At 72.8% G+C, this 24,754-nt stretch carries 20 protein-coding genes; 4 read left to right on the top strand and 16 right to left on the bottom strand.

Annotated features, from left to right (window positions below; translation table 11 throughout):
- Positions 1-38: 38 nt before the first annotated feature.
- The 7 genes from QF032_RS09465 to QF032_RS09495 form a co-directional block, all read right to left on the bottom strand.
- Positions 39-1,379 (bottom strand): segregation and condensation protein A, encoded by a 1,341-nt coding sequence (locus QF032_RS09465; protein WP_307055721.1) that lies wholly within the window; start codon positions 1,377-1,379, stop codon positions 39-41.
- Between the two features lie 18 nt (positions 1,380-1,397).
- Positions 1,398-1,976: a hypothetical protein gene (locus QF032_RS09470; protein ID WP_306953585.1), complete on the bottom strand. Its 579-nt coding sequence runs from the start codon at positions 1,974-1,976 to the stop codon at positions 1,398-1,400.
- Positions 1,961-3,097: a ParA family protein gene (locus tag QF032_RS09475; protein WP_173985691.1), complete on the bottom strand. Its 1,137-nt coding sequence runs from the start codon at positions 3,095-3,097 to the stop codon at positions 1,961-1,963. The genes QF032_RS09470 and QF032_RS09475 overlap by 16 nt, the downstream gene beginning before the upstream one ends.
- Positions 3,098-3,497: 400 nt before the next feature.
- Positions 3,498-4,622, bottom strand: a complete 1,125-nt coding sequence (ald, locus tag QF032_RS09480) for an alanine dehydrogenase (RefSeq protein WP_307041509.1) — start codon at positions 4,620-4,622, stop codon at positions 3,498-3,500.
- A gap of 136 nt (positions 4,623-4,758) precedes the next feature.
- Positions 4,759-6,825 (bottom strand): tetratricopeptide repeat protein, encoded by a 2,067-nt coding sequence (locus QF032_RS09485; protein ID WP_307055722.1) that lies wholly within the window; start codon positions 6,823-6,825, stop codon positions 4,759-4,761.
- Between the two features lie 185 nt (positions 6,826-7,010).
- Positions 7,011-7,637, bottom strand: coding sequence for an NUDIX domain-containing protein (locus QF032_RS09490; RefSeq protein ID WP_307041514.1), 627 nt, complete (start codon positions 7,635-7,637; stop codon positions 7,011-7,013).
- A gap of 92 nt (positions 7,638-7,729) precedes the next feature.
- Positions 7,730-9,379, bottom strand: coding sequence for a CTP synthase (locus tag QF032_RS09495; RefSeq protein WP_307041516.1), 1,650 nt, complete (start codon positions 9,377-9,379; stop codon positions 7,730-7,732).
- A 469-nt stretch (positions 9,380-9,848) separates the two neighbouring features.
- Between QF032_RS09495 and QF032_RS09500 the strand changes: the two genes are divergently transcribed.
- Together QF032_RS09500 and QF032_RS09505 are read left to right on the top strand one after the other, a co-directional pair.
- Positions 9,849-11,651, top strand: coding sequence for a glycoside hydrolase family 15 protein (locus tag QF032_RS09500; RefSeq protein WP_307041518.1), 1,803 nt, complete (start codon positions 9,849-9,851; stop codon positions 11,649-11,651).
- Positions 11,652-11,761: 110 nt separating this feature from the next.
- Entirely contained in the window at positions 11,762-13,144 is a 1,383-nt protein-coding gene (locus QF032_RS09505) for an FAD-binding oxidoreductase (protein ID WP_307041520.1), read from the top strand.
- On the opposite strand, the gene QF032_RS09510 is transcribed toward QF032_RS09505, so the two are convergent.
- Complete coding sequence (locus tag QF032_RS09510) at positions 13,131-14,090, bottom strand: LLM class F420-dependent oxidoreductase (RefSeq protein WP_307055724.1); 960 nt, start codon at positions 14,088-14,090, stop codon at positions 13,131-13,133. The genes QF032_RS09505 and QF032_RS09510 overlap by 14 nt on opposite strands.
- A 135-nt stretch (positions 14,091-14,225) precedes the next feature.
- Between QF032_RS09510 and QF032_RS09515 the strand changes: the two genes are divergently transcribed.
- Complete coding sequence (locus tag QF032_RS09515) at positions 14,226-15,869, top strand: PucR family transcriptional regulator (RefSeq protein ID WP_307055725.1); 1,644 nt, start codon at positions 14,226-14,228, stop codon at positions 15,867-15,869.
- 57 nt (positions 15,870-15,926) lie between these two features.
- Here QF032_RS09515 and QF032_RS09520 read toward each other — a convergent pair whose 3' ends face one another.
- The 5 genes from QF032_RS09520 to QF032_RS09540 all read right to left on the bottom strand — a co-directional run bounded on the left by QF032_RS09520 (position 15,927) and on the right by QF032_RS09540 (position 21,298).
- Positions 15,927-17,057, bottom strand: a complete 1,131-nt coding sequence (locus QF032_RS09520) for a glycosyltransferase family 4 protein (RefSeq protein WP_307055728.1) — start codon at positions 17,055-17,057, stop codon at positions 15,927-15,929.
- Positions 17,058-17,333: 276 nt separating this feature from the next.
- Positions 17,334-19,052 carry a DNA repair protein RecN gene (recN, locus tag QF032_RS09525; RefSeq protein ID WP_307060195.1) on the bottom strand — a complete coding sequence of 573 codons (1,719 nt, stop codon included), beginning with the start codon at positions 19,050-19,052 and terminating at the stop codon, positions 17,334-17,336.
- Positions 19,053-19,216: 164 nt separating this feature from the next.
- A complete protein-coding gene (locus QF032_RS09530) occupies positions 19,217-20,122 on the bottom strand; it encodes an NAD kinase (protein WP_057579867.1) in 906 nt (301 codons plus the stop codon).
- Positions 20,119-20,934 (bottom strand): TlyA family RNA methyltransferase, encoded by an 816-nt coding sequence (locus QF032_RS09535; RefSeq protein ID WP_307041527.1) that lies wholly within the window; start codon positions 20,932-20,934, stop codon positions 20,119-20,121. The genes QF032_RS09530 and QF032_RS09535 overlap by 4 nt, the downstream gene beginning before the upstream one ends.
- 58 nt (positions 20,935-20,992) lie before the next feature.
- The gene (locus tag QF032_RS09540; protein WP_307055729.1) at positions 20,993-21,298 is read right to left on the bottom strand and encodes a hypothetical protein; all 306 of its coding nucleotides are present in this window, start codon (positions 21,296-21,298) and stop codon (positions 20,993-20,995) included.
- 42 nt (positions 21,299-21,340) lie between these two features.
- Between QF032_RS09540 and QF032_RS09545 the strand changes: the two genes are divergently transcribed.
- Positions 21,341-21,688, top strand: a complete 348-nt coding sequence (locus tag QF032_RS09545; protein ID WP_306953566.1) for an SCP2 sterol-binding domain-containing protein — start codon at positions 21,341-21,343, stop codon at positions 21,686-21,688.
- Here the strand turns inward: QF032_RS09545 and QF032_RS09550 are convergent.
- The 3 genes from QF032_RS09550 to QF032_RS09560 are packed head-to-tail and all read right to left on the bottom strand — an operon-like array spanning position 21,672 to position 24,723.
- Positions 21,672-22,577, bottom strand: a complete 906-nt coding sequence (locus QF032_RS09550; RefSeq protein ID WP_307055731.1) for an ABC transporter ATP-binding protein — start codon at positions 22,575-22,577, stop codon at positions 21,672-21,674. The genes QF032_RS09545 and QF032_RS09550 overlap by 17 nt on opposite strands.
- Entirely contained in the window at positions 22,574-23,623 is a 1,050-nt protein-coding gene (locus tag QF032_RS09555; protein ID WP_307060197.1) for a FecCD family ABC transporter permease, read from the bottom strand. The genes QF032_RS09550 and QF032_RS09555 overlap by 4 nt, the downstream gene beginning before the upstream one ends.
- Before the next feature lie 53 nt (positions 23,624-23,676).
- Entirely contained in the window at positions 23,677-24,723 is a 1,047-nt protein-coding gene (locus tag QF032_RS09560; protein WP_306953562.1) for a FecCD family ABC transporter permease, read from the bottom strand.
- Positions 24,724-24,754: the final 31 nt, after the last annotated feature.

Here is a 24,754-nt window from a genome sequence, read left to right on the forward strand (position 1 = left end):
AGCCGGCTTGAGATCCAGTGCGGCGACGGTCTCCTCGCTCACGTCTTCGTCTCCTTCCCGGGCTCCTCGGGAGGCCGGTCGAACTCGTCGGTGACCCTGGGCTGCGCTTCCCCGTCCCCGCCGGTCCAGCGCACCAGAAGCTCACCGAGCGCGGTCTCCTGGTCGAGGGCGACGGCCTTCTCCCGGTACAGCTCCAGCAGCGCGAGAAAACGGGCGACGACGGTGAGGGTGTCGTCGGTGTCCGCCACCAGCGCCCGGAAGCTGGCCTCGCCGAGCTCACGCAGCCGTGCGACGACGATCCCGGCCTGCTCCTGCACGCTCACCAGCGGCGCGTGGATGTGGTCGACGTACACCTGCGGCTTGGCCCTCGGCTGCATCGCCTTGACGGCGAGTCTCGCGAACCCTTCCGCGCCGATGCTGATGACCACCTCGGGCAGCAGCTCGGCGTGATGCGGTTCCAGTCCGACGGTGCGGGGGTAGCGGCGGCCCTCGCTCTCCAGCCGGTGCGTGAAGATGTCGGCGATCTGCTTGTAGGCGCGGTACTGCAGCAGACGGGCGAAGAGCAGGTCCCGGGCCTCCAGCAGCGCCAGGTCGGCCTCGTCCTCGACCTCGGCGGCGGGCAGCAGCCGCGCCGCCTTCAGATCGAGCAGGGTGGCGGCGACGACCAGGAACTCGGTCGTCTGGTCCAGGTCCCAGTCGGGGCCCATCGCCCTGATGTGCGCCATGAACTCGTCGGTGACCTTCGACAGCGCGACCTCGGTGACGTCCAGCTTGTGCTTGGAGATCAGCTGGAGCAACAGGTCGAAGGGCCCCTCGAAGTTGGCGAGCCGGACCTTGAAGACACCGTCGGGCACCCCCTCCACAACGGCCACGGAACTCCCGGGAACAGCTCCCGGAGCAGCGGTTTCGGCGGCAGCGGCGCCAGGAACAGCCCCCCGCGGGGCGGCGGCTCGTGAAGCGGCGGTTCCCGGGGCGGCGGCTCCCGAGGCAGGGGTGCCTGAAACGGCAGTCCCCGGGACAGCGGGTCCTGGGGCGGTGGCTCCTTGGGCAACCGGTTCCGCGCCTTTTTCCGGATCCCGGACGAGCGCATGCGGGGAAACCGCTTCCCGGCCCGTTTCCGGTTCCGGCGTGGAGGGGGCTGCTGCAACCGGTTGCCCGCCCGTTTCCGGCTCCCCGGCGACGGGTTCCGCGGCAACCGGTCCCGGGCTCGCCGCCGTGGTGACCGGCTCCGGAACCGTTTCCGCTGCGGCCGGATCCGTCACGGCGGGCTCGGGCCCGGGCTCCGGACCGGCGGATGCCGTGCCCGGTCCCCGCCCCAGCGCTCGCCGACGGCCGGCTGCTGCGCCGGGGCCGGGGACGGAGGCGTTGTTCGAGGTCATGGCCTCCGCAGGCTACCGCTACCGCCCGCGAAGTCGTCGTACGAGAATGCTGGCGTCCCCGCGGCTCTCCAGGTCGGCGAGGACCACGGCGACCGCCTCGCGGACGATGCGCCCCCGGTCCACGGCCAGCCCGTGCTCTCCCCGGAGCACCAGACGGGCGTGCTCCAGATCCATGAGCTCCTCGGCGGAGACGTAGACGGTGATCTTCTCGTCGTGCCGCTCGCGGCCACTGGGCCGGCGGGAGGCCTGCCGTCCGCGCTTGCGCGGCTGGTCGTCGGCGGAGGCAGAACCTTCCTGCACACCCTGGCGGCGCTCGGCCCGCTCCCCGGGGGCGCCCCTGGTACGGGACTCCCCGGCGTCCGCCGGTCCGGCGTCGGCCGCCACGTGCTCGGCGCCCTCGCCGTCGCCGCCCTGCGCGGGCACGGCCTGCGGCGCGTCCTGCGCACCGCCGGCCGCCACCCCGTCGCTCTCGCCGGCCGGCGCGGGCACCCGGGCCTCGCCGTTGGCGTTGCGCCGGGGCGCGGACGGCTGAAGCGCCGTTCCCCCTGTCGTACGGAAGAGTTCGTCGGCCCCCGGCAGACTCACTCGGCGTGACACCGGGCGAGCACCTCCCTGGCGAGCTGACGGTAGGCGGCGGCGCCGACGGAGTTGGACGCGTACGTGGTGATCGGCTCACCGGCGACCGTGGTCTCCGGGAAGCGGACCGTGCGCCCGATGACCGTGTGGTAGACGTGGTCGTCGAAGGCCTCGACGACCCGCGCGAGCACCTCGCGGCTGTGCACGGTGCGCGAGTCGTACATGGTCGCCAGGATCCCGTCGAGCTCCAGCTCTGGGTTGAGCCGCTCCTGGACCTTCTCGATGGTCTCGGTCAGCAGGGCCACACCGCGCAGCGCGAAGAACTCGCACTCCAGCGGCACGATCACCTTGTGGGCGGCCGTCAGGGCGTTGACGGTGAGCAGGCCGAGCGAGGGCTGGCAGTCGATGACGATGTAGTCGTAGTCGTCCATCAGCGGCTTGAGCGCACGCTGGAGCGTGGACTCGCGCGCGACCTCGGAGACCAGCTGCACCTCGGCGGCCGACAGGTCGATGTTGCTGGGCAGCAGGTCCATGTTGGGGACCGCGGTCTTCAGGAGCACCTCGTCCGCCGCCATGCCCCGCTCCATGAGCAGGTTGTAGACGGTGAGGTCGAGCTCCATCGGATTGACGCCGAGTCCCACCGACAGCGCGCCCTGCGGGTCGAAGTCCACGAGCAGCACGCGCCGTCCGTACTCCGCAAGCGCGGCACCCAGGTTGATGGTCGACGTGGTCTTGCCCACGCCGCCCTTCTGGTTGCACATCGCGATGATCTTCGCGGGGCCGTGTTCGGTCAGCGGGCCCGGGATCGGGAAGTACGGCAGCGGGCGTCCGGTCGGACCGACGCGCTCACGGCGCTGTCGGGCCGCGTCGGGCGCGAGCGTGGCCGCGTACTCCGGATCCGGCTCGTATTCGGCGTCGGGGTCGTAGAAGTGCCCGTCGGGCAGTTCGTCGTAGTCGGCGAAGTGGTTGTGGGGCGCGCCACTTCCGTCGCCGGCCATGGCGTTCACGTAATGGCCATCCATGCTCTGGAGTGCTGACAGAGCCAACTGGGGGCTGCTCTGGCTCTGGTGGGCTGCGAAGGTTCGGACAGCGACGGAGCCGACAGCCTCGAGCCCCGCGGAACCCGGGCCCCGCGTACGCATTCCTGGTTGACCACCCCCGGGAGCAAATGTCGACTCATTCACAAGTCGTCTTACCTCCTTGGTGACCAGGAAACTTCTAGACAAGGTCAGCGTGGCACCATGCCGACGGTTGGCGACTCTATGGCGTGTCGGGCGTCCGCAGCAACACAATCCGCCGGACCCGGCCCGATGTGTCGGCAATGAAACATCACGCTGTCAAGGGCGTACGGCCGTCGCACGGCAGGTTTCACCGGTGTGCGAATCGGTCGAAGCGTTACGTTCGAGGCGAGTTGGCCGAGAGCCGCAAAGTGACCATACACACATCCGGCCGGACCTTGTCGGGCAAGGTCCGGCCTCGTGAGCGCGGTTGACGCGCCTTGTTGACGTATCGCCTTTACGAAAAGGTGACTTGGCTCCGGGCTCAGCCGAGCAGGGTGTCCAGGTCCACGTGCTCCAGTCCGTGCGCCTCCGCGACCTCGCGGTAAACGACCTTGCCGTCATGGGCGTTGAGGCCCTTCGCCAGCGCGGCGTCGCGGCGCAGCGCCTCGACCCAGCCCTTGTCGGCGAGTTCGACGATGTAGGGCAGCGTGGCGTTGGTGAGGGCGTAGGTGGAGGTGTTGGGGACCGCGCCGGGCATGTTGGCGACGCAGTAGAAGACCGAGTCGTGGACCGGGAAGGTCGGCTCGGCGTGGGTGGTCGGGCGGGAGTCCTCGAAGCAGCCGCCCTGGTCGATCGCGATGTCGACAAGGACACTCCCGGGCTTCATCCGGGAGACCAGCTCGTTGGTGACCAGTTTCGGGGCCTTGGCGCCCGGGATGAGGACAGCGCCGATCACGAGGTCCGCCTCGAGGCAGGCCTTCTCCAGCTCGAAGGCGTTGGAGACGACGGTCTGGATCTTCGTGCCGAAGACCTTGTCGGCTTCCTTGAGCTTGTTGATGTCCTTGTCGAGCAGGGTGACGTGGAAGCCCATGCCGATGGCGATCTGCGCGGCGTTCCAGCCGGAGACGCCGCCGCCGATGACGACCGCCTTGGCGGCCAGCACACCCGGGACGCCGCCCGGCAGCACGCCGCGGCCCCCGTTGGCGCGCATCAGGTGATAGGCGCCGACCTGGGGGGCGAGCCGGCCCGCGACCTCGGACATCGGGGCGAGCAGCGGGAGCGCGCGGCTCGGCAGCTCGACGGTCTCGTAGGCGATCGCGGTGGTCCCGGACGCGACGAGGGCGTCCGTGCACTCCTTGGAAGCGGCCAGGTGCAGGTAGGTGAAGAGCGTCTGGTCCTTGCGGAGGCGGTGGTACTCCTCGGCGATGGGCTCCTTGACCTTCAACAGCAGGTCCGCCGTGGCCCACACCTCGTCGGCGGTCTCCAGGATGCGCGCCCCGGCCGACACGTACTCCTCGTCCGTGATGGACGAACCGACGCCGGCGCCCCGTTCGACGACGACCTGGTGACCGTGGCGCACGAGCTCGTGCACACCGGCGGGGGTGATGGCCACCCGGAACTCGTTGTTCTTGACCTCGCGGGGGATGCCGACCTTCACGTCGATCACGGTCCTTGGCTCAGAGGGTGTGGGGGCACAGCAATGACATTCCCGGAGATACAGGACGCACCGGGACGCACCGCAGGAGAACGTGCGGCAGAGCCAGTTTAATGAAGGCGTTCCCGCTGTCTAGCCTTTCATTGGATCAATCCTTCGGAGATGCGCTACGGATTTCGCAGGCATCCTCGGTGTTCTCCGGTCGATCGGGCTCTTCGGCGCCGTCCGACGGCTCCTCTCCCAGGATGCGCTCGGCCGCGCCGCGGTGCAGGCGGGCCGCCGCCGCGTCGCCGAGGCGCTCCAGGGTGTCGGCCAGCCTCAGCTGCAGCGCGGCCTGCAGGCGCGTGTCCTCGGCGCGCCCGGCCCACTCGGCCGCTTCCTGGCAGGTGCGCAGCGACTCCTCGGGCCGGCCCGCGTACTCCTGGACCCTGGCCAGCTCGCTCAACGCCCGTGCGTGCGCCCCCACATCGTCGTTCTTGCGGTGTCCGGCGACCGCGGCCCGCCAGGCCCGCTGCGCCTCGCCGTAGCGGGCCGCGTAGGTGTGCGCGGTGGCGATGCGGCCGTAGAGGCGGGCGGCGTCGGCGCGCTCGTCGCGGGCCAGGCGCTGGGCCAGGGCCCGGCCGAACCAGTCCGCGGCCCGGTCGTAGTCCCCGAGCTCGAGATGCGCGCCCCCTACGGATTCCATCGCGCGGCCGATCGCATACGGGTCGTTCGCCTCGCGTCCGGCGTCAAGGGCGGCCCGGTAGCGCACCAGCGCCTCCGCCGTGCGCCCGGTCCTCGCGTCGACGTCGGCCAGGTTCAGCAGCGCGGCGGCCTTCTCCCGGGGCAGCCGGCGACGCTCGGCGACGTCGAGGACGAGCTGGTGGATCCCGTACAGGTCCGGCGCGGCGGCCTGGGTGCCGAGATGCGCGACCATCGCCCTGACCAGCTGGGACATCAGGCGGCGGGCGAGGGTGTCCAGCTCGCCGTCGGCGACCGCGAGGCGGGCCGAGGCGAGCAGGGCCGGGCGACGGGCCTGCAGCCAGTCGGCGGCCGCCCGCGGTGTGGGGAAGCGCAGCGCCCGGGGCATGACCTGGAGCTTCTCGCGGGCCTGGGGGCTGTCGGTCTCGGTGATGGCCCGGCAGGACTGCAGCAGCCGCACCGTGCGCTCCAGCATGCGGGCGCGGGCGAGCTGGAGCTCGGCGGGGCGCTCGTAGGCCTCGGCGGCGGTCCGCAGCAGGGAGTGCAGGCAGCCGGGCACCTCGTACTGGGGCAACGGGGAGTCCAGGGCCCGCAGCAGGCCGAGGGCGACGAGGTCGTCCAGGGTGGTGCGGGCGGCGCCCACCGAGCAGCCGGCCAGCGCGGAGGCGGTGTGCGGGTCGGCGAGGCCGGCCGGCGCCAGGGAGAGCAGTCGCAGTATCCGGGCGGCGGGGGCGGGCAGCGCGGTGTGCACGAGGCGGAAGACGCGGCTGAGCGGGGTGCCCTCGTCGCCCTCCGCGTGGAGCTGCTTGGCGAGGTCGGCGACGGCCGCCTTGGGGCGGGCGGCGAGCCAGCCGCCGGCCAGCTTCAGCGCGGCGGGCTGGCCCTGGCACGCCTCCACGAGCTGTTCGGCGGAGCGCGGGTCCACGGTGATGCGGACCGAGCCGGTGTACCGGGTCAGCAGTTCGAGGGCGGACTTGGTGTCCAGGCCGCCGAGGGTGCAGGGACGGACGTCCGCGATGCCGGTGAGGGGGCCGGCGGACACGGCGACGAGCAGGCACTGCGGGGCGTCCGGGAGCAGGGCGTCGACCTGTTCGGCGCCGGCCGCGTCGTCCAGCAGGAGCAGCGCGCGGCGCTCCGCGAGGGTTTCCCGCAGCAGGGCCGCGAGGTCGTCCTGGTCCGCGCCGGGCGGGGTGGGCACGTCCAGCGCGGCGAGCAGTTCACGGGCGGCGCGCTCGACCGGCACGGGTGTGCCGTCGGGCTCGGCGAGGCGGGCGCACAGGACGCCGTCCGGGTAGCGGCCGGCGACCTGGCGTACGAGTTCCCCGGCGAGCGCGGAGCGGCCCGAGCCGGGCCGGCCGGCGATGAGCAGGACCCGCGCGCGGGGCGCCTTGCGCCCGGAGATGGTGTCCAGACCGGTGCGCTCGATGTCGGCGCGCAGTTCCTTCAACTCCCGGGTACGGCCCAGGAAATGGCCCTCTGTCGCAGCGTGTCCGGACAGCTGCACGCCGCCTGTGTCCACTGCCTGATCCGTCACGGGCCACACTCCCGTCCCACCGCACGCGCCAGCCCGCCGGGACTCCGGTTCGAGCTGTTCCCGAGCCTAGTTCACGCTCTGCGACGTTCCGGGAGGAGCACGTCGGGCAGGGCCCGGAGGTCCCCCGATCGGATCAGCCGATCGTCACACCGCGGGGGGTGCGGGAGAGGGCCCGAGGGCGTGCCTCAGGCCTCGAACGGCCGCGCCGGCCACGGCGCCTCCGCCGGGCGCAGCGCGTCGAGCCCGTCGCCGTTCTCCGCGGCGACCAGCGACAGGACGCCGACGACGAGGCAGGTGTTGTGCACGTCGCCCGCCAGCACGGCTCGGACGAGTTCGGCGACCGGCACGCGCGCGTGCTCCATGTCGGCCTCCTCGTCCTCCACCTCGAAACGCCGCCCCTGCACCTCGGAGAGGTTGCGGGCCAGGAAGATCCGCACGGACTCGTCGCAGCCGCCGGGGGTCGTGTACACGTCGGTGAGGACCCGCCAGTCCTCCGCCTTGACGTGCGCCTCCTCGTACAGCTCGCGCTGCGCCGCGTGCAGCGGGTTCTCGCCCGGCACGTCGAGCAGGCCGGCCGGGATCTCCCACAGCTTGTGCCGCACCGGGTGCCGGTACTGCTTGATGAGCAGCACCCGGCCCTCGTCGTCGACGGCGAGGACGGCCACGGACCCGGGGTGCACCTGGTAGTCCCGGCGGACCACCGACCCGTCGGGCATGACCACCTCGTCGGTGCGGACGGAGGTCTTGGCGCCCGTGAACGGGGTCGTCGTCGCCCGGATCTCCCACGCCTCGGGGGTGTCCTTGATCGTCATGCCGTGCGTCCTCCCACGTGCCACCTGCGCAAACGAAAACCGGGGCGCCCACCCTTGAAGGTTTGCACCCCGGCCACCGTACAACTGGTGTGTTACTTCGAAGTCTTCCGCTCGACGGCCGCCTTCACCAGGCCGGCGAACAGCGGGTGCGGACGCGTGGGCCTGGAGCGCAGCTCGGGGTGCGCCTGCGTGGCGACCAGGTAGGGGTGGACGTCACGCGGGTACTCGACGTACTCGACCAGCTTGCCGTCCGGGGAGGTGCCGGAGAACAGGATGCCCGCCTGCTTCTCGAGCTCGGCCCGGTAGGCGTTGTTCACCTCGTAGCGGTGCCGGTGCCGCTCCTCCACGTACTCCTTGCCGTCGTACACCTCGCGGACGATGGACCCTTCGGCCAGCTTGGCCGGATACATGCCCAGGCGCATCGTGCCGCCCATGTCGCCCTCGCCCGCGACGATGTCGAGCTGCTCGGCCATGGTGGAGATGACCGGGTGGGCGGTGGCCGGGTCGAACTCGGTGGAGTTCGCGTCGCCGATGTCGGCCAGGTTGCGCGCGGCCTCGATCACGATGCACTGCAGGCCCAGGCAGAGGCCGAGCAGCGGGATCCTGTTCTCGCGGGCGTAGCGGATCGCGCCGACCTTGCCGAGCACGCCGCGGTCGCCGAAGCCGCCCGGGATGCAGACGCCGTCCACGTCGGCGAGCTGTGCCTTGGCGCCGGACGGGGTCTTGCAGTCGTCCGAAGTGACCCACTTGATCTTCACGCGGGCCTTGTTGGCGAAGCCGCCGGCGCGCAGCGCCTCGGTGACCGAGAGGTAGGCGTCGGGCAGGTCGATGTACTTGCCGACCAGGGCGAGCGTGATCTCGTGGTCGGGGTTGTGGACGCGGTCGAGCAGGTCGTCCCAGGTCGTCCAGTCCACGTCGCGGAACGGCAGGTCCAGCTTGCGGACGACGTAGGCGTCGAGGCCCTCGCCGTGCACGGTCTTCGGGATGTCGTAGATCGAGCGGGCGTCCGGGCAGGCCACGACCGCGTCCTCGTCGACGTCGCACATCAGCGAGATCTTGCGCTTGATCGCGGTCGGCACCTCGCGGTCGCAGCGCAGCACGATCGCGTCCGGCTGGATACCGATGTTGCGCAGCGCCGCTACCGAGTGCTGGGTCGGCTTGGTCTTCAGCTCACCCGAGGGACCGATGTACGGCAGGAGCGAGATGTGCACCACGAAGACGTTGTCCCGGCCGACCTCGTGCCGGACCTGGCGGACCGTCTCGAGGAACGGCAGCGACTCGATGTCGCCGACCGTGCCGCCCACCTCGGTGATCACGACGTCCACCTCGTCCGTCGCCATACGGCGGATGCGGTGCTTGATCTCGTTGGTGATGTGCGGGATGACCTGCACGGTGTCGCCCAGGTACTCGCCGCGCCGCTCCTTGGCGATCACCGTGTTGTAGACCTGGCCCGTGGTGACGTTGGCGGAGCCGTCCAAGTCACGGTCGAGGAAGCGCTCGTAGTGTCCGATGTCCAGGTCCGTCTCGGCGCCGTCGTTCGTGACGAACACCTCACCGTGCTGGAAGGGGTTCATCGTGCCAGGGTCGACGTTCAGGTACGGGTCGAGCTTCTGCATGACCACGCGAAGACCGCGCGCCTTGAGCAGCATGCCGAGGCTGGAGGCCGTCAGACCCTTGCCGAGCGAGGAGGCGACACCCCCGGTGACGAAGATGTGCTTGGTCGTCGTGGATTTGGGCGTCATGGCCAAGAGGGGGCTCCCGTGGTCGCGATTCGAGGGTGCGGTTCGGGGGCTTCGAGACCACCGGTCCACGGGCTACCAGGGTATCAGCGCCTCGGAGAGATGGCCTCCGGCCACGCTCCGCGCACGGGTCGACACGGACCGCCGCCCACGCACCGGTTCCTCACCCGCTGCTCACCCGTTCGGCCCACCCGCGTTGCCGGGAGCGGCACGCAGATCATCTACGTGCGTCGTATCCTGCTCGGACACTCGCTGCCGAGCCCGGCCGGCAAGACGGCACACCCCAGCCCGTATCCCACCGGAACAACGAGAGCTCGTCAGTTCGTTGAACAGTGATCGGCGTTTTGCCCCCAGGGCCGAGCGGCTGCTTTGCTTCAACGCTCAACGACGCATTACCAACGACCCCTTGACCGCACTAGCGACAGCCCCCATTTCCCCTGGGGGTGACGTGGCCGTTCGACTGGAGTTGCACGTGGCCGGGCGCATCGAAGACTACGCACTCATCGGAGACATGCAGACCGCGGCATTGGTCTGCCGGGACGGCACAGTGGACTGGCTGTGCCTGCCCCGCTTCGACTCGCACGCGATCTTCGCAGGTCTGCTCGGCACCGAGGAACACGGCTTCTGGCGCCTCGGCCCCGCGCACGCCTCCGACGCGCCCCCGCCCCGCGCGGCCCGGCGCACCTACCGGAGCGACTCGCTCATCCTGGAGTCGGAGTGGGACACCCCCCGCGGGACGGTCCGCGTGACCGATTTCATGCCCCCTCGCGACGGCGCCCCCCAGCTCATCCGGATCGTCGAGGGCGTCTCGGGCCGCGTCCCCATGCGCTCCGCGCTGCGCATGCGGTTCTCCTACGGGCGGGTCGTGCCGTGGGTGCACAAGCACGAGGGCCGCACGGTGGCCGTCGCGGGCCCCGACTCGGTGTGGTTCGACACCGACTGCGAGACCTACGGCAAGGCGCTGACGACGTACGCCGACTTCACGGTCGCGCCGGGTGACCGGATCGCGTTCACGATCTCCTGGGAGCCCTCGCACAAGCAGCCGCCGCCGCTCCCGGAACCCGAGCAGTCGCTCCAGGCCACCGAGGACTTCTGGCGCGAGTGGGTCGAGCACTGCACGTACCACGGCCCCTACCGCGAGGCCGTGATCCGCTCGCTGATCACGCTGAAGGCGCTGACGTACGGGCCGACCGGCGGTATCGTCGCCGCGCCCACCACCTCCCTGCCCGAGGACATCGGCGGTGTCCGCAACTGGGACTACCGCTACACCTGGCTGCGCGACGCGGCCATCACGCTGTCCTCGCTGCTGCGCACCGGCTACCGCGAGGAGGCCCGCGCCTGGCGCGAGTGGCTGCTGCGCGCGGTCGCCGGCGACCCCGAGAACCTGCAGATCATGTACGGCATCGCGGGCGAGCGCGAGCTGGGCGAGGCCGAGCTGGACTGGCTGCCGGGCTACGAGAACTCCGCCCCGGTCCGGGTCGGCAACGGCGCGGCGCACCAGCTCCAGCTGGACGTGTACGGCGAGGTCACCGAGGCCCTGCACCTCGGCCACATGACGGGCCTGGCCCGCAACGACTACGCCTCCCTCCTCCAGCTGAAGCTGATCCGCTACCTCGAGCAGCACTGGGACGAGCCGGACGAGGGCATCTGGGAGGTGCGCGGCCCGCGCCGCCACTTCGTGCACTCCAAGGTCATGGCCTGGGTCGCCGTCGACCGGACGATCAAGCTGATCGAGTCCGGCGACGCCGACGGTCCGCTGGAGAAGTGGCGCGAACTGCGCGACGACATCCACCGGGACGTCTGCGAGAAGGGCTACGACAAGGAGCGCAACACCTTCACCCAGTCCTACGGCTCCAAGGAGCTGGACGCGTCGTTGCTGCTCATCCCGCAGATGGGCTTCCTGCCGCCGGACGACAAGCGGGTCATCGGCACCATCGAGGCGATCCAGCGCGAGCTGTCCACCCCGGACGGCTTCATCCTGCGCTACCCGACCTCGGGCGGCGACGAGGGCGTCGACGGCCTGCCCGGAGACGAGGGCGCCTTCCTGGCCTGCTCGTTCTGGATGGCCGACGACCTCGCGATGATCGGCCGCGTCGACGAGGCCCGCAAGCTGTTCGAGAAGCTCCTGTCGCTGCGCAACGACCTCGGTCTGCTCGCCGAGGAGTGGGACCCTCGCCTGCAGCGCCAGGTCGGCAACTTCCCGCAGGCCTTCAGCCACGTCCCGCTGATCGACACCGCGCTGCGCCTGACGGCGTCGGGGGCGTACGGCGGCTGAGCCTTTCGGTTCGATGACATGGGGGCGCGGTCGGGCGGCTGAACAGGACCGCCGGACCGCGCCCGCCTACGCTGGAAGTCATCTGCCCCTGCACGGAAGGGGGCGCCCCCATGGCCTCCCCATCGAAGGCGGGCACGGCTCTCGCCGCGCTCCGCGAGGATCTGGTCGGCGACGTGTTCGCCCCGCGGGACCCGGGCTACGACGACGCCCGGACCGTCTTCAACGCGATGATCGACCGGCGGCCGGCGGTGATCGCCCAGTGCGTCGACGAGGACGACATCGTCCGCACCGTCCGCTTCGCCCGCGACCTGGACCTGCCGGTCGCGGTGCGCGGCGGCGGTCACAGCGTCGCCGGCATGGCCCTGGGCGACGGGGCCGTGGTGGTGGACCTGCGCCATCTGCGCGCCGTCGACGTCGATCCCGCCGCCCGGACGGTACGCGTCGCGGGCGGGGCCACCATGAGCGACCTGGACCGCGCCTGCGAGCCCCACGGTCTGGCCACGACCGGCGGCCGGGCCTCCACCACCGGCGTCGGCGGCTTCGTCCTCGGCGGCGGCACGGGCTGGCTGGACCGGTGCCACGGGCTGGCCGTGGACAACCTGCTGAGCGCCGACTTGGTGACCGCGGACGGCCGGCGGGTGCGGGCGAGCGCCGACGAGCACCCCGACCTCTTCTGGGCCCTGCACGGCGGCGGAGGCAACTTCGGCATCGCCGCCTCCCTCACCCTGAGGCTGCACGAACTGCCCGAGTTCTCCATCGCCCTGCTGCTGTACCGGCCCGAATTCGGCCCCGAGACCACCCGCACCTACCGGGACGTGATCGCCGCAGGCCCCGACGAGGCGAGCGGCGCGGTGCTGTACCTCACCGGCCCGCCCGAGGAGTTCGTCCCGCCGCACCTGGTGGGCTCACTGCTGTGCGGGGTGCTGCTGACGTACGCCGGGGCGGAGGAGGACCTGCGCAAACTGGCCGAACCGCTGCTGGCGCTGCCGCACGAGTCGGAGGTCGTCGGGGCCATGCCGTACGCCGACCTCCAGTGCATGATCGACGACCCGCCCGGCATGCGGAACTACTGGTCCGCGGAGTACCTGACGGGCGCGCCGGACGACTTCGTGGACGTCTACTGCGGACTCGGGGAGTCCCTGCCAGTGCCGACGGGCACCATGCACGCGCTGTTCCCGCAGGGCGGCGCGATCGGCGCCGGCCCGCACGAATACCCCGTGCCCTACCGTGACGCGCCCTGGGGCGTGCACCCCTTCGGGCTCTGGGCGGACCCGGCGGACGACGCCCGGTGCGAGCAGTGGGTCCGGGACGTGCGGGCCGGGGTGCAGCCGTGGAGCACGGGCGCGGTCTACCTGAACTTCATCGGCGACGAGGGCGCCGACCGGGTCGTGGCCGGGGTCGGCGCCGAGAACGCCCGGCGGCTCGCGGACCTGAAGCGGCGCTACGACCCGGACAACGTGTTCCGCTTCAACCACAACATCAGGCCGGCCTGAGCGCCGTCAGGGTCCGCTCCCCCGCCGGGTCGCCGTCGGTGGCCGGGACGAGCGCGATCTCGTCGAGGCCCGCCCGGGCGTAGTCGTCGATCCGGGCGCGCACGGCGTCCAGGTCGCCGACCAGGCCGACGGTGGCGGCGGCCGCCGCCGGCAGAGCCCGGACCAGGGCGGCACGGTCGGCGCCGGCCGCCGCGAGGTCCACGGCCGCGCCGAAACCGGCCTCGGCGAACACCTCGCGGTACCCGGGCACCGTCAGATAGCCGGCGATGCCGCCGAGGACCTGGGTGAGCGACTCGGGCGCCGGGTCGACGGCCGCGGGCAGCCAGGCGGCGAGCGCGGGCCGCGGCCGCCCCGCCCGCTCTGCCGCCGCGTCCAGCTTGCCACGCAGCTCGCGCACCTGTTCGGGTGAGACGACGTCCAGCAGCATCCTGTCGGCGTGTGCGGCGGCCGTCGCGATCGCACGGTCTCCGAACGCGGCCACGGTGAGCGGGCCGCCGGGCGGCGGGAGCCGACGCCGGAAGGGGCTGCCGACCACCACCGGCTCACCGGGCTCGGCGTGCAGCAGGGCCCGGACGGTCCCGGCCGTCTCCTCGAGCACGGCGGCGGGACGCGTCCGGGGCAGCCCGTGCACGCCTTCGACCACCCGCCTGCTGGAGGTGCCCAGCGCCACGCCGACCGGCCGTCCGCCGGTGACGGCGGCGACGGAGGCGGCGCCCCGGGCGAGGCTGTACGGGTCGCGCACGGACACCGGGACCGGTCCCGCCGTCAGCGTCGCCCGTCCGGTGACCCGGCCGAGGGCGGCGGCCAGCACGAAGGCGTCCCAGGTCGGTCCTTCGCCGGCCCACACCTCCCGGTAGCCGAGCCGGTCGGCGAGCGCCGCCACCCGCAGCGGCTCGTCGACGGGGCTGTCGTCCTCACGTGCCACGGCAACCACACTGAAGTCCATGGGCCGCCGCTACCCGGTCCCGGGCCGCCCAATCGGCCCGCCCGCCCCAGGGGCCGTCCCACCGGCACCACTCACCCCGTCCGCCGCGGGGCCCGCGGATGTTGCCGGGGCGTCCGCGCAGGTAGCGTCCGCTGCATGGACAGCCGCACGGACTACCGTTTCGACAGCCGCAGCGCCGGCATCACCGTGCAGCGCGCTCTGGAACTGCCCGGCCTGCGCAGCGGGCTCCCGGAGATCGTCGCGGGCGGGGACCGGCTGGAGCGCACGGTGCGCTGGGTGCACGCCGGCGAGGTCCCGCACATCGCCTCCCTGCTCAAGGGCGGCGAGCTGCTGCTGACCACCGGCTACAGCCTCGGCACCCGCCCGGCCGAGCAGCGGGCGTTCGTGCGGACCCTGGCCGAGCGGGGCATCGCGGCCCTGGTGATCGAGCTGGGCCCGCGCTTCACCCGGCTGCCCTCGGCCCTGGTGGAGACCGCGCGGGCCACCGGCCTCCCCCTCGTCCAACTGCACCGGGAGGTGGCGTTCGTGACGGTCACGGAGGAGATCCACACCGAGATCGTCAACGGCCACCACGCACTGCTCCAACGCGCCGAGGAGGTGCACCGGCGCTGCACTCAGGCCCTGCTCGGCGGCGGCGGGATCCCGCAGGTGCTGGGCATCCTGGCGGACTTCGCCGGCAATCCGGTGTTCCTGGAGACTCCCGACGGCCAGCTGCTGTACGCGGCCGGCGAGGGACCGCAGGGAGCCGATCCGCTCCAGGTGTGGGAGGGGCTGCGCGGCCCGCACAAGGACGCCCCGCCGCCCGTCGGCTCGGTGCTGGTGGACGTGCCCGGGGGCGGGCCGGGGGCGGGTTCGGTACGCGCCCGGCTCGTGCTGCTGCCTGTGCGCGCCCCTCTCGCACCGGTGCACCGGATCGCCGCCGACCGGACGGCCGGGATCCTGGCCGTGGTGCTGATGCAGGCCCGTCAGGAGGAGGAGCTCGCCGCGCGCGGCCGGGGCGACTTCCTGACGGACCTCGCCGAGGGGCGGATCGCCGAGCAGGACGCTCCGGCGCAGGCACGGGTTCTCGGGTTCCGGCCCGGCGCCGGCCCGTTGCTGCCGGTCGTCATGCGGCTGGGCGAGGGGATCTCGCCTGGTGCGGGCTGGGCGGTACTGGCCCGGGCGGTCGCCGAGGAGCTGGCGTCGGTGGGCGTGCCGGTGCTGCTGGGCGTGCGGCCGGTGGAGGGCCGGGTGCCGGTGCTGCTGGGCCTGCGCGCGGAGCAGGAGCGCCCGACGGTGGCGGACCGGGTAGCGGCGGCGCTGCGGGCGGGCGTGGAGCGGGCCGGGATGCAGCGGCCGGGCGCCCAGCCGCCGGTGGTCGTCGTCGGGATGGCGGGCGGGTGGGCTGCCGCGTCGGCGGGACTGCGGCACGCGGCGGAGACGGCGACGGCCGCGCAGGGTCTGCCGGACCGGCCCTGGTACGACGCCCGCCGCCTGGACATCGACCTGCTGCTGTGGCGGTTGCGCGGCCATCCGGACCTCGCGGCCTTCGTCGACCGGGCGATCGGCCCGGTCCGCGACCACGACCGCCGCTCCAAGCCCGCGCTGCTGCCGACCCTGGAGACCTACCTGGCCCATGCCGGACGCAAGGCGGAGACGGCCCGCGAACTGCATCTGAACCGCCAGACGCTCTACAACCGCCTCGCCCGCATCGGCGAGCTGCTCGGCACCGATCTGGACGACCCGCAGACGGTCCTGGCGTTGAGCCTGGCCCTGCGGGCGCGCAGGCACCTGCCCTGACGGTCCGCGGGTGACCGGTGGCGTGACCGGTGCCGGTGACCGGTGGCGTGACCGGTGTCAGATCATGGGCCGGGGCTGCGTCAACTCGTCGTAGACGCTGAGGACCTGGGCGACGGTCTCGTCCTCGGTGGGCCAGGTGGCGGTCTGCCGGGTGCCGAGGTCCCGCAGCCGCTCGCACCGTCCGGGATCGTCGAGGAGGCGTACGACGGCGGCGGAGAAGGCGTCCGCGTCGCCGGCGGGCACCAGTTCTGCCGCGTCCCCGACGAGTTCGCGGACACCGCCGGTCAGCGCCGCGACGAGCGGCACGCGCGCGTGGAGGGCCTCCTGCGCCAGGACGGACCGCGACTCCCCGCCGCCGGGCAGGAGGGCGAGGTCGGCGGCGGCGAGCAGCTCGCTCGCGTCGTCCCGCCGGCCGAGCAGCCGGACCGGCAGTCGCTCGTCCTCGATGCGGCCTTGGAGCTCCGCCCACTGCGGGCCCTCGCCCGCGATCACCACCAGGGGCGCGCAGTCGAGCCGGCGCCATGCGCGGGCGGCGTCCAGCAGGAGGCCGTGGCCGCGGTGACGGTCCAGGGAGCCGACCGCCATGAGCAAAGGGCGGCCCACGGCGCCCAGTTCGGCTCGCAGCTTGGAGGCCGACAGCTCGGCGTCCTCCTCCCGGCCCTCGTCCCGGCGGGGGCCGGGCAGCGCCACGGCGGCGAGCCGCGCGTCACGGGCTCCCGTGCGCCGGGCGCGGTCGACGAGGTCGGAGGTGGTGCCGAGGACGACGGCGGCCGTCCTCGCGACCCGGCGCTCCAGCAGCCGCAGCAGGTGGGCGCGGGCGCCCTCGGCGTGCGCGCGGTTGTGCCAGGTGACGACGAGCGGGGTGGCGCGGCCGCTGAGCGCGAGGACGGCGCGGAAGGAGGCGTGCAGTCCGTGCGCGTGGACGAGGTCGGCGCCCGTGCAGGCCGCGCGGAGTGCCGCCACGGACCCCGGATCGCTCCTGCGCGGCACGTGCACGTGTTCGGCGCCGGCACCGGTGAAGCCGTAGGCGTGATCGGCTTCGACGGGGGCGCACACCGTCACCCGCACGCCCCGCGCGACGAGCCCCGCTGCCAGGGAGCGCACGTGTGCGCTGCTGCCGGCGTTGCCTCCGCCGAGCACCTGGACGGTGCGCAGCGACGACTGGCCGCGCGGTGAGGGGCTGCTCACGTGGCCGGGGCTCCTGGTTCGGCGTCGGACGGTCACGGGGAAACGTACGGAGGGACCGCGGGCGGAGGGGTGGACCGCTGACGTTCCTCCACGTACTCCGCCCAAGGATGCCAGCACGCACCGGTGTTCCGTGCCCTGGAGCCTCACGACGAGGGGCCACACACCCCTCCCTGTCACCCACACGGGTGAATGGAGCCGCAAGTCCGTTCGCATCGCGGGCCCGCACGGCGATCGGACCCCGCCGATCGCTCTTCGGCGGGCCCCGCAGCCCCGCCGCTACCCGTCCCCCCGAGCGGTGGCGAGGAGCTCCTCCGCGTGGGCCCTGGCCGTCTCGGAGTCCTCCTGGCCGGCGAGCATGCGGGACAGCTCGCGGATGCGCTCCTCGCCCTCCAGGACCTTCACCCCGGACCGGGTCACCGTGCCGTCGCTGGTCTTCTCCACCAGCAACTGCCGGTCGGCGAACGCCGCGACCTGCGGAAGGTGGGTGACGACCACGACCTGCGCCGTCCTCGCGAGCCGCGCCAGCCGCCGGCCGATCTCCACGGCCGCCTTGCCGCCTACGCCCGCGTCCACCTCGTCGAAGAGATACGTCGGAACCGGGTCCGTCCCCGCGAACACGACCTCCACGGCCAGCATCACCCGTGACAGCTCACCGCCGGACGCGCCCTTGGCGATGGGCCGCGGCGGCGCGCCGGGGTGCGGGGCGAGCAGCAGCTCCACCTCGTCCACGCCGGCCGGCCCGTAGGCGACCGGACGTCCGCCGACCTCGACACCCTCCGGGTCCTCGGTCTGCCGGATCGCGAAGGACACGCGCGCGTGCGGCATAGCCAGCGACGCCAGCTCGGCGGTCACCGCGGCGGCGAACTGCTCCGCGGCCTCCGTGCGCGCGTCCGTCAGCGCCTGCGCCAGCCCGCCCAGTTCGGCTCGCAGGGCGTCCCGCTCGGCGGTCAGCTCGTCGATCCGTTCGTCGTCGCCGTCCAGTTCGGTGAGCCGCGAGGCGCTCTGCTCGGCCCACGCGAGGACGGAGTTCACGTCCTGCCCGTACTTGCGGGTGAGCGCGGTGAGCGCGGCCCGCCGCTCCTCCACGGCCGACAGCCGCAGCGGATCGGCGTCGAGGTCGTCCGCGTACCCGGCCAGTTCCCCGGCCACGTCGCCCAGCAGAATCCCGATCTCCCCGATCCGGTCGGCGAGCGCCGCCAGCGCCGGGTCGTGCGACCTGACGGCCTCCAGGGCCCGCTGTGCGCCCGCGACGAGCGTGGCCGCGTCGATGCCCTCGGGGTCCTCGGGGTTGGCGGCGAGAGCGGCGTGGGCGGCCGTGGCGGCCGAGGACAGCGCCTCCGCGTGCCCGAGCCGCTCGGCCTCCTCCGCGAGCTCCACGTCCTCACCGGCGCGCGGCTCGACGCCGGCGATCTCGTCGAGGCCGAAGCGCAGCATGTCGGCCTCCTGGGCCCGCTCACGCGCGCGCGTGACGATCTCCTCCAGCTCGCCGGCCACCGCTCGCAGCCGCCGGTAGGCCTCCGTGTACTTGGCGAGCGGCACGGTCACCGCGTCGCCCGCGTACCGGTCGAGCGCCTGCCGCTGCCGGGACAGCTTCAGCAGCCCCTGCTGGTCCGTCTGCCCGTGCACGGCCACCAGCTCGTCCGCGAGCTCGGCGAGCACGCCCATGGGCACGCTCCGCCCGCCCACGTGCGCCCGCGACCGCCCTTCAGCGGAAACGGTACGGCTGATGAGCAGCGCCCCGTCGTCGAGCTCGGCCCCGGCCTCCTCGGCCCGGACGACCACCGAGGAGTCGGCGGGCAGGGCGATCCGCCCCTCGACCACCGCCTTCTCCGCGCCGATCCGCACGAGCGCGGGATCGGCACGCCCGCCCAGCAGCAGCCCGAGGCTGGTGACGACCATGGTCTTGCCCGCGCCCGTCTCGCCCGTGACCGCGGTGAACCCCGGCGACAGCTCGACGACCGCGTCGTCGATGACTCCGAGCGACCGTATCCGCATCTCCTCCAACACGGAGAAGACCTTACGAGGTCCGGCGGCAGAAGTGCGAGGCACCCTGTCACCCGCGCGAGTGGAGATGTCCCGCAGCACGCGGTCCGCGCGACCGGCCGCTCACCCTCCGCAGTCACCGCCGGCCCCGCGACCCCCGCGGACCTGCGGCGCCTTCAGTGCCGCGCCCCGCGCCACCCGGACACCGGCAGCGCGAACTTCGCCACGAGACGGTCCGTGAAGGAGGCGTGGTGCAGCCGCGCCAGCCGCACCGGCACACTGCCCCGCCGCACCTCGACCCGGGCGCCCGGAGGCAGCTCGAAGGTCCGCCGCCCGTCGCACCACAGGACGCCGGGCGGGATGTGCGGCAGCAGCTCCACCGCGAGCACCGAGTTCGGCGAGGTCACCAGGGGCTTGGCGAACAGCGCGTGCGCGCTGATCGGCACCATCAGCAGGGCCTCGACCTCGGGCCACACCACAGGCCCGCCGGCCGAGAACGCGTACGCCGTGGAGCCGGTCGGGGTCGACAGGACGATGCCGTCGCAGCCGAACCCGGTGACCGGCCGCCCGTCGATCTCCAGCACGACCTCCAGCAGCTTCTCGGCGCCGGCCTTCTGCACCGCCGCCTCGTTCAGCGCCCAGTCGGTGTGCACGATGTCGCCGTTGCGGTGCACGATGACGTCGACGGTCATCCGCTCCTCGACCTCGTACGACTTCGTCACCACCCGGTCGACGACCTTGTCCAGGTCGTCGCGCTCGGCCTCCGCCAGGAAGCCGACGGAGCCGAGGTTGACGCCGAGCATCGGCACCCCGGAGGCCCGGGCGAACTCCGCACCGCGCAGCAGTGTGCCGTCGCCGCCCAGCACGATCAGCAGCTCGCAGCCCTCGAGGCACTGCGGGGTGGCCTCGGAGACCAGCTCCACCTCGTCCGGCAGCGGCAGGTCGGCGGCCTCGTACTCGAGGACGCGCACCCCGATGCCCTCCCGCAGCAGCCCCTTGACGACCAGTTCGGCACTGCGGATGGCCGCCGGCCGCCCGGTGTGGGCGAGCAGGAAAACAGTACGAGCTCGGTTCAGAGTCACCGCGGCCCCTCCGCAACTGCACGGTCGACGTCGGCCGGGTCGAGGACAGGAGCCCCGGCCCGAAGCCACAGAAAATACTCGACATTGCCCGACGGCCCGGGCAGCGGACTGGCGGTGACGCCCCGCACCCCGAGCCCCAGGTCCCACGCCTTCCCGGCGACCCCCCGCACGGCCTCAGCCCGCAGCTGCGGACTGCGCACGACGCCCCCGCTGCCGAGCCGTTCCTTCCCCACCTCGAACTGCGGCTTGACCATCATCACCAGGTCCGCGTCCGGCCCGGTGCACCGTGCCAGAGCCGGCAGCACCAGCCCCAGCGGGATGAAGGACAAGTCCCCCACGACAAGATCCACAGGCTCCCCATCGATCGCTTCAAGCGTCAACTCGCGTACGTTCGTACGGTCCTTGACGGTGACGCGTTCATCGCTCTGCAGAGACCAGGCGAGTTGTCCGTATCCGACGTCGACGGCGACCACGTGCGCGGCCCCGGCCCGCAGCAGCACGTCCGTGAACCCGCCGGTCGAGGCTCCGGCGTCCAGCGCCCGCCGCCCCTTCACCACCAGTCCGCGCGGCACGAAGGCCTCCAGCGCGCCGGCCAGCTTGTGGCCGCCGCGGGACACGTAGTCGGGGTCGTCGGCGTCGACGGAGACGACGATCGCGGCCGCCGTCTCCACCTGCGTGGCCGGTTTGGTCGCGACGGTCTTGCCGACGGTGACCCGCCCGGCGGCGATCAGCTGCCCGGCGTGCTCACGCGAACGCGCGAGCTTGCGGCGCACCAGCTCCGCGTCCAGACGGCGACGTGCGACTCCTGCCACGTTCGGTTCAGCTCCTGTGTTGTCCGTACGGCGATTCAGGGGGCGAGACCGGAGGGTCTCATCCGGGGGTGACGGTCGGACGACCGACGGGACCCGCGGGCCCCGGGCGGGCGTCGAGCGCGGTGAGCGCGTCGCGCAGCCCCCGGTGTACATCCTCGTACACCTCGAGGTGTCCGTCGGTGGCGAGGTGGTCGGCGTCGGCCAGCCGTTCCAGGTGCGCGTCCGCCTCGGCGTGGCCGGTGGGGATGCGCGGCACGCCCAGCGGGGCGGGGGCGGCCGGGTCGTGCTCGGACTCCGGCTCCCGCTCCTCGGGCGCGGCCTGTGCCTGCGGCTCCGTCCCCGTCTGCGGCCCTGTGTCGCTCATGCCCAGACGCTACCTCGAACGTCTGGGGTACCGTCGGTCGCCATGGCCACGATCGAGGAGTGCCGCGCCGCACTCGAGAAGCTCTCGGACAACATGAGCCGCGCCGAAGGGGACGTCCGGGCGGCCGCGGCCCTGGACCGCTCGGTGAGCTGCCGGATCACCGACCTCGACGTCACGTTCGTCGGCCGGATGACGGCCGGCCGGATCACCGTCCAGGACACCCTTCAGGGTCCCCCTCGGGACAAGGCCGAGATCCGGCTGGCCATGACCGGCGACGACCTGGTCGCACTGGTCGCCGGCGAACTGAACTTCGCCAAGGCGTGGGGCTCCGGGCGGGTCAGGCTCGAAGCCGGCCTACGCGACCTGTTCCAGCTCAGGAAGCTTCTGTAGCGACCGCCGAAGCCGGTGCGGCGACCGCCGCGACCGCCCGCCCGGCCTGCGCCCGTGCCTTGCGTGCCGCCGGCACCACCAGCGGCGTCCCCGTCTCCGGATCGTCGATGACCTGGCAGCGCAGCCCGAAGACCTCCTCCACCAGGTCGGCCGTGACAACCTCGTCCGGCGGACCCTGCGCGATGACCTCGCCGCCCTTCAGCGCGATCAGATGGGTGGCGTACCGGGCCGCGTGGTTGAGGTCGTGCAGCACGGCCACGAGCGTGCGCCCGTGCTCCTCGTGCAGCTCCGCGCACAGGTCGAGGACGTCGATCTGGTGCTGGATGTCGAGAAACGTGGTCGGCTCGTCGAGCAGCAGCAACGGGGTCTGCTGGGCAAGGGCCATCGCGATCCACACCCGCTGGCGCTGCCCGCCGGACAGCTCGTCGACATACCGGTCGGCGAGCTCGCCGACCCCGGTCCGCGCCATGGACTCGCGCACGACCCGCTCGTCCTCGGACGACCACTGGCGCAGGATCCCCTGGTGGGGGTAGCGGCCCCGCGCGACGAGGTCGGCGACGGTGATCCCGTCGGGTGCGACGGACGACTGCGGCAGCAGCCCCAGCGTCCGCGCGACCTTCTTCGCGGGCATCGACTGGATGACCTGCCCGTCGAGCAGCACCCGCCCCTGCTGCGGCTTCAGCATCCGCGACAGCGCCCGCAGCAGCGTCGACTTGCCGCAGGCGTTCGGACCGACGATCACCGTGAAGGAACGGTCCGGTATCTGCACGGACAGCTCTTCGGCGATGACCCGCTGGTCGTAGGCGAGGGTGACGTTCTCGGCGGACAGGCGGTTCACGATGCTCCTTCGGTTGTCCGGCCCACGGTTCTCCGGGGCGGGGGCGCTCATATCCGGCCCGCCCTGCGCTCGGTGACGAGGAGCCACAGCAGGTACACCCCGCCCAGCACGCCGGTGACGACGCCCACGGGCAGCTGCCCCGCACCGAAGAGCCGCTGCGCGGCCAGGTCGGCGGTGACCAGCAGGGCGGCGCCCATGCACAGGGACGGCACGAGGTTCGGCCCGGGCGAGCGGGTCAGGCGCCGGGCGAGCTGCGGCGCGGTGAGCGCCACGAAGCTGACGGGGCCCGCGGCCGCGGTGGCGGCGGCGGTGAGCAGCACGGCCGTGACCATCACCACCAGCCGCACCCGTTCCACCCGCACCCCCAAGGCGTGGGACACGTCGTCGCCCATCTCCGTCATCCGCAGCCCGCGCGCATGGGCGAGGACGAGCGGCACGAGCACGCAGGTCAGCGCGAGCAGTGGCCACACCTGCTTCCAGTCACGGCCGTCGAGGGTCCCGGTCATCCACACGAGGGCGCGCGCCGCGTCGACGAAGTCGGCCTTGGTCATCAGGTAGCCGTTGACCGCCGTCGCGACGGCCGAGACACCGATGCCGACGAGCACCAGCCGGTACCCGTGCACCCCCCGCCGCCACGCCAGCAGGTAGATGAGGGCCCCGGTCACCAGGCCGCCCACCAGCGCGCCGACGGTCACCTGGGTGGCGCTCCCGGAGAACAGCACGATCATCACGAGCGCGCCGGCCGTCGCGCCCTGCCCGAGCCCCAGCACGTCCGGACTGCCCAGCGGATTGCGCGAGACTGCCTGGAACAGCGCGCCGCCGAGCCCGAGCGAGGCACCGACGAGCAGCCCCACGAGGACCCGCGGCAACCGCAGTTCGTCGACGATGAACTCCTGCCCGGCGTCGCCGTCGCCGAGCAGCGTCCGCACGACGTCACCCGGCGGGATCGGGAAGTCCCCGGTGCCGATCAGCACCACACTCGCGGCGAGCGCGGCCGCCACCAGCAGCACGACGACGACGAGCGCCCGCACGTCCAGCCGGACGGACAGCCCGCCCGGCCCACGCAGCGCACGGGGGCCGCGAGAGGTCTGCTGCACGGAGTGCTGCGCGGTCTTCTGCGCGGTCTTCTGCGCGGTCTTCTGCGCGGTCTTCACAGCTGGGCCGTCCTCCGCCGTCGTACGAGAAAGATGAAGACCGGGCCACCGATGATCGCGGTCACGATGCCGACCTGGACCTCCGACGGGCGGGCCACGACCCGGCCGACGACGTCCGAGCCGAGCAGCAGCACCGGCGACAGGACCGCCGCGTACGGCATGATCCAGCGCAGGTCGGGGCCGGTGAACGAGCGGACGACGTGCGGGACCATCAGGCCGACGAACACGATCGGCCCGCAGGCGGCGGTCGCGGCGCCGCTGAGCACGGTCGCGGCGAGCATCGACAGCGCCCGGGTGCGGGTGAGGTCGGCGCCGAGCGCCCTCGCCGTGTCGTCGCCCATGGCCACGGCGTTCAGCGGCCGGGCGAGCACGAACGCGAGCAGCGTGCCCACCACCAGGAAGGGCAGCACCTGCCGGACGGTCCCTTCGGTCGCCGAGGACAGCGAGCCCACCGTCCAGAAACGCATCCGGGCGAGCGCCGCGTCGTCCATGATCATCACGGCCTGGAGGTAGCCGTAGAGCGCGGCGCTGATCGCGGTGCCGGCGAGCGCGAGCCGCACCGGTGTGGCCCCGCGGCTGCCGCCGAGGAACCAGACCAGCGCACCGACCGCCGCCGCGCCGAAGAACGCGAACCACACATAGCCGCTGAGGCTCGTGACGCCGAAGAAGGTGATGGCGGTGACAACGGCCGCCGACGCGCCGGCGTTGATGCCGAGCAGCCCGGGGTCGGCCAGCGGATTGCGCGTCAGCGCCTGCAGCACGGCCCCGGACAGACCGAGGGCGGCCCCCACGAGCAGCCCCAGCACGGTCCGCGACAGCCGCTCGTCCACGACGACGTCAGCGTACGTCCCCGAATCCGCGAACAGCCCGTGCCAGACCTGCGCGACGGACAACTCCTTGGCGCCGACGGCGATGCTCGCCACCGCCACCAGCAGGAGAAGCACCAGGGCGGCGAGGAGCCCCACGGCCCGCAACGCCGCCCGACGGCTCGGGGGCGCGGGGGCGGTCTCCGCGCGCTGTTCGGGAACACTGTCGACCAACATCCGGTTAGGTTAGCCTACCCTCCCTTACTCG

This window comes from Streptomyces achromogenes (assembly GCF_030816715.1).
GTDB lineage: Bacteria > Actinomycetota > Actinomycetes > Streptomycetales > Streptomycetaceae > Streptomyces > Streptomyces achromogenes_A.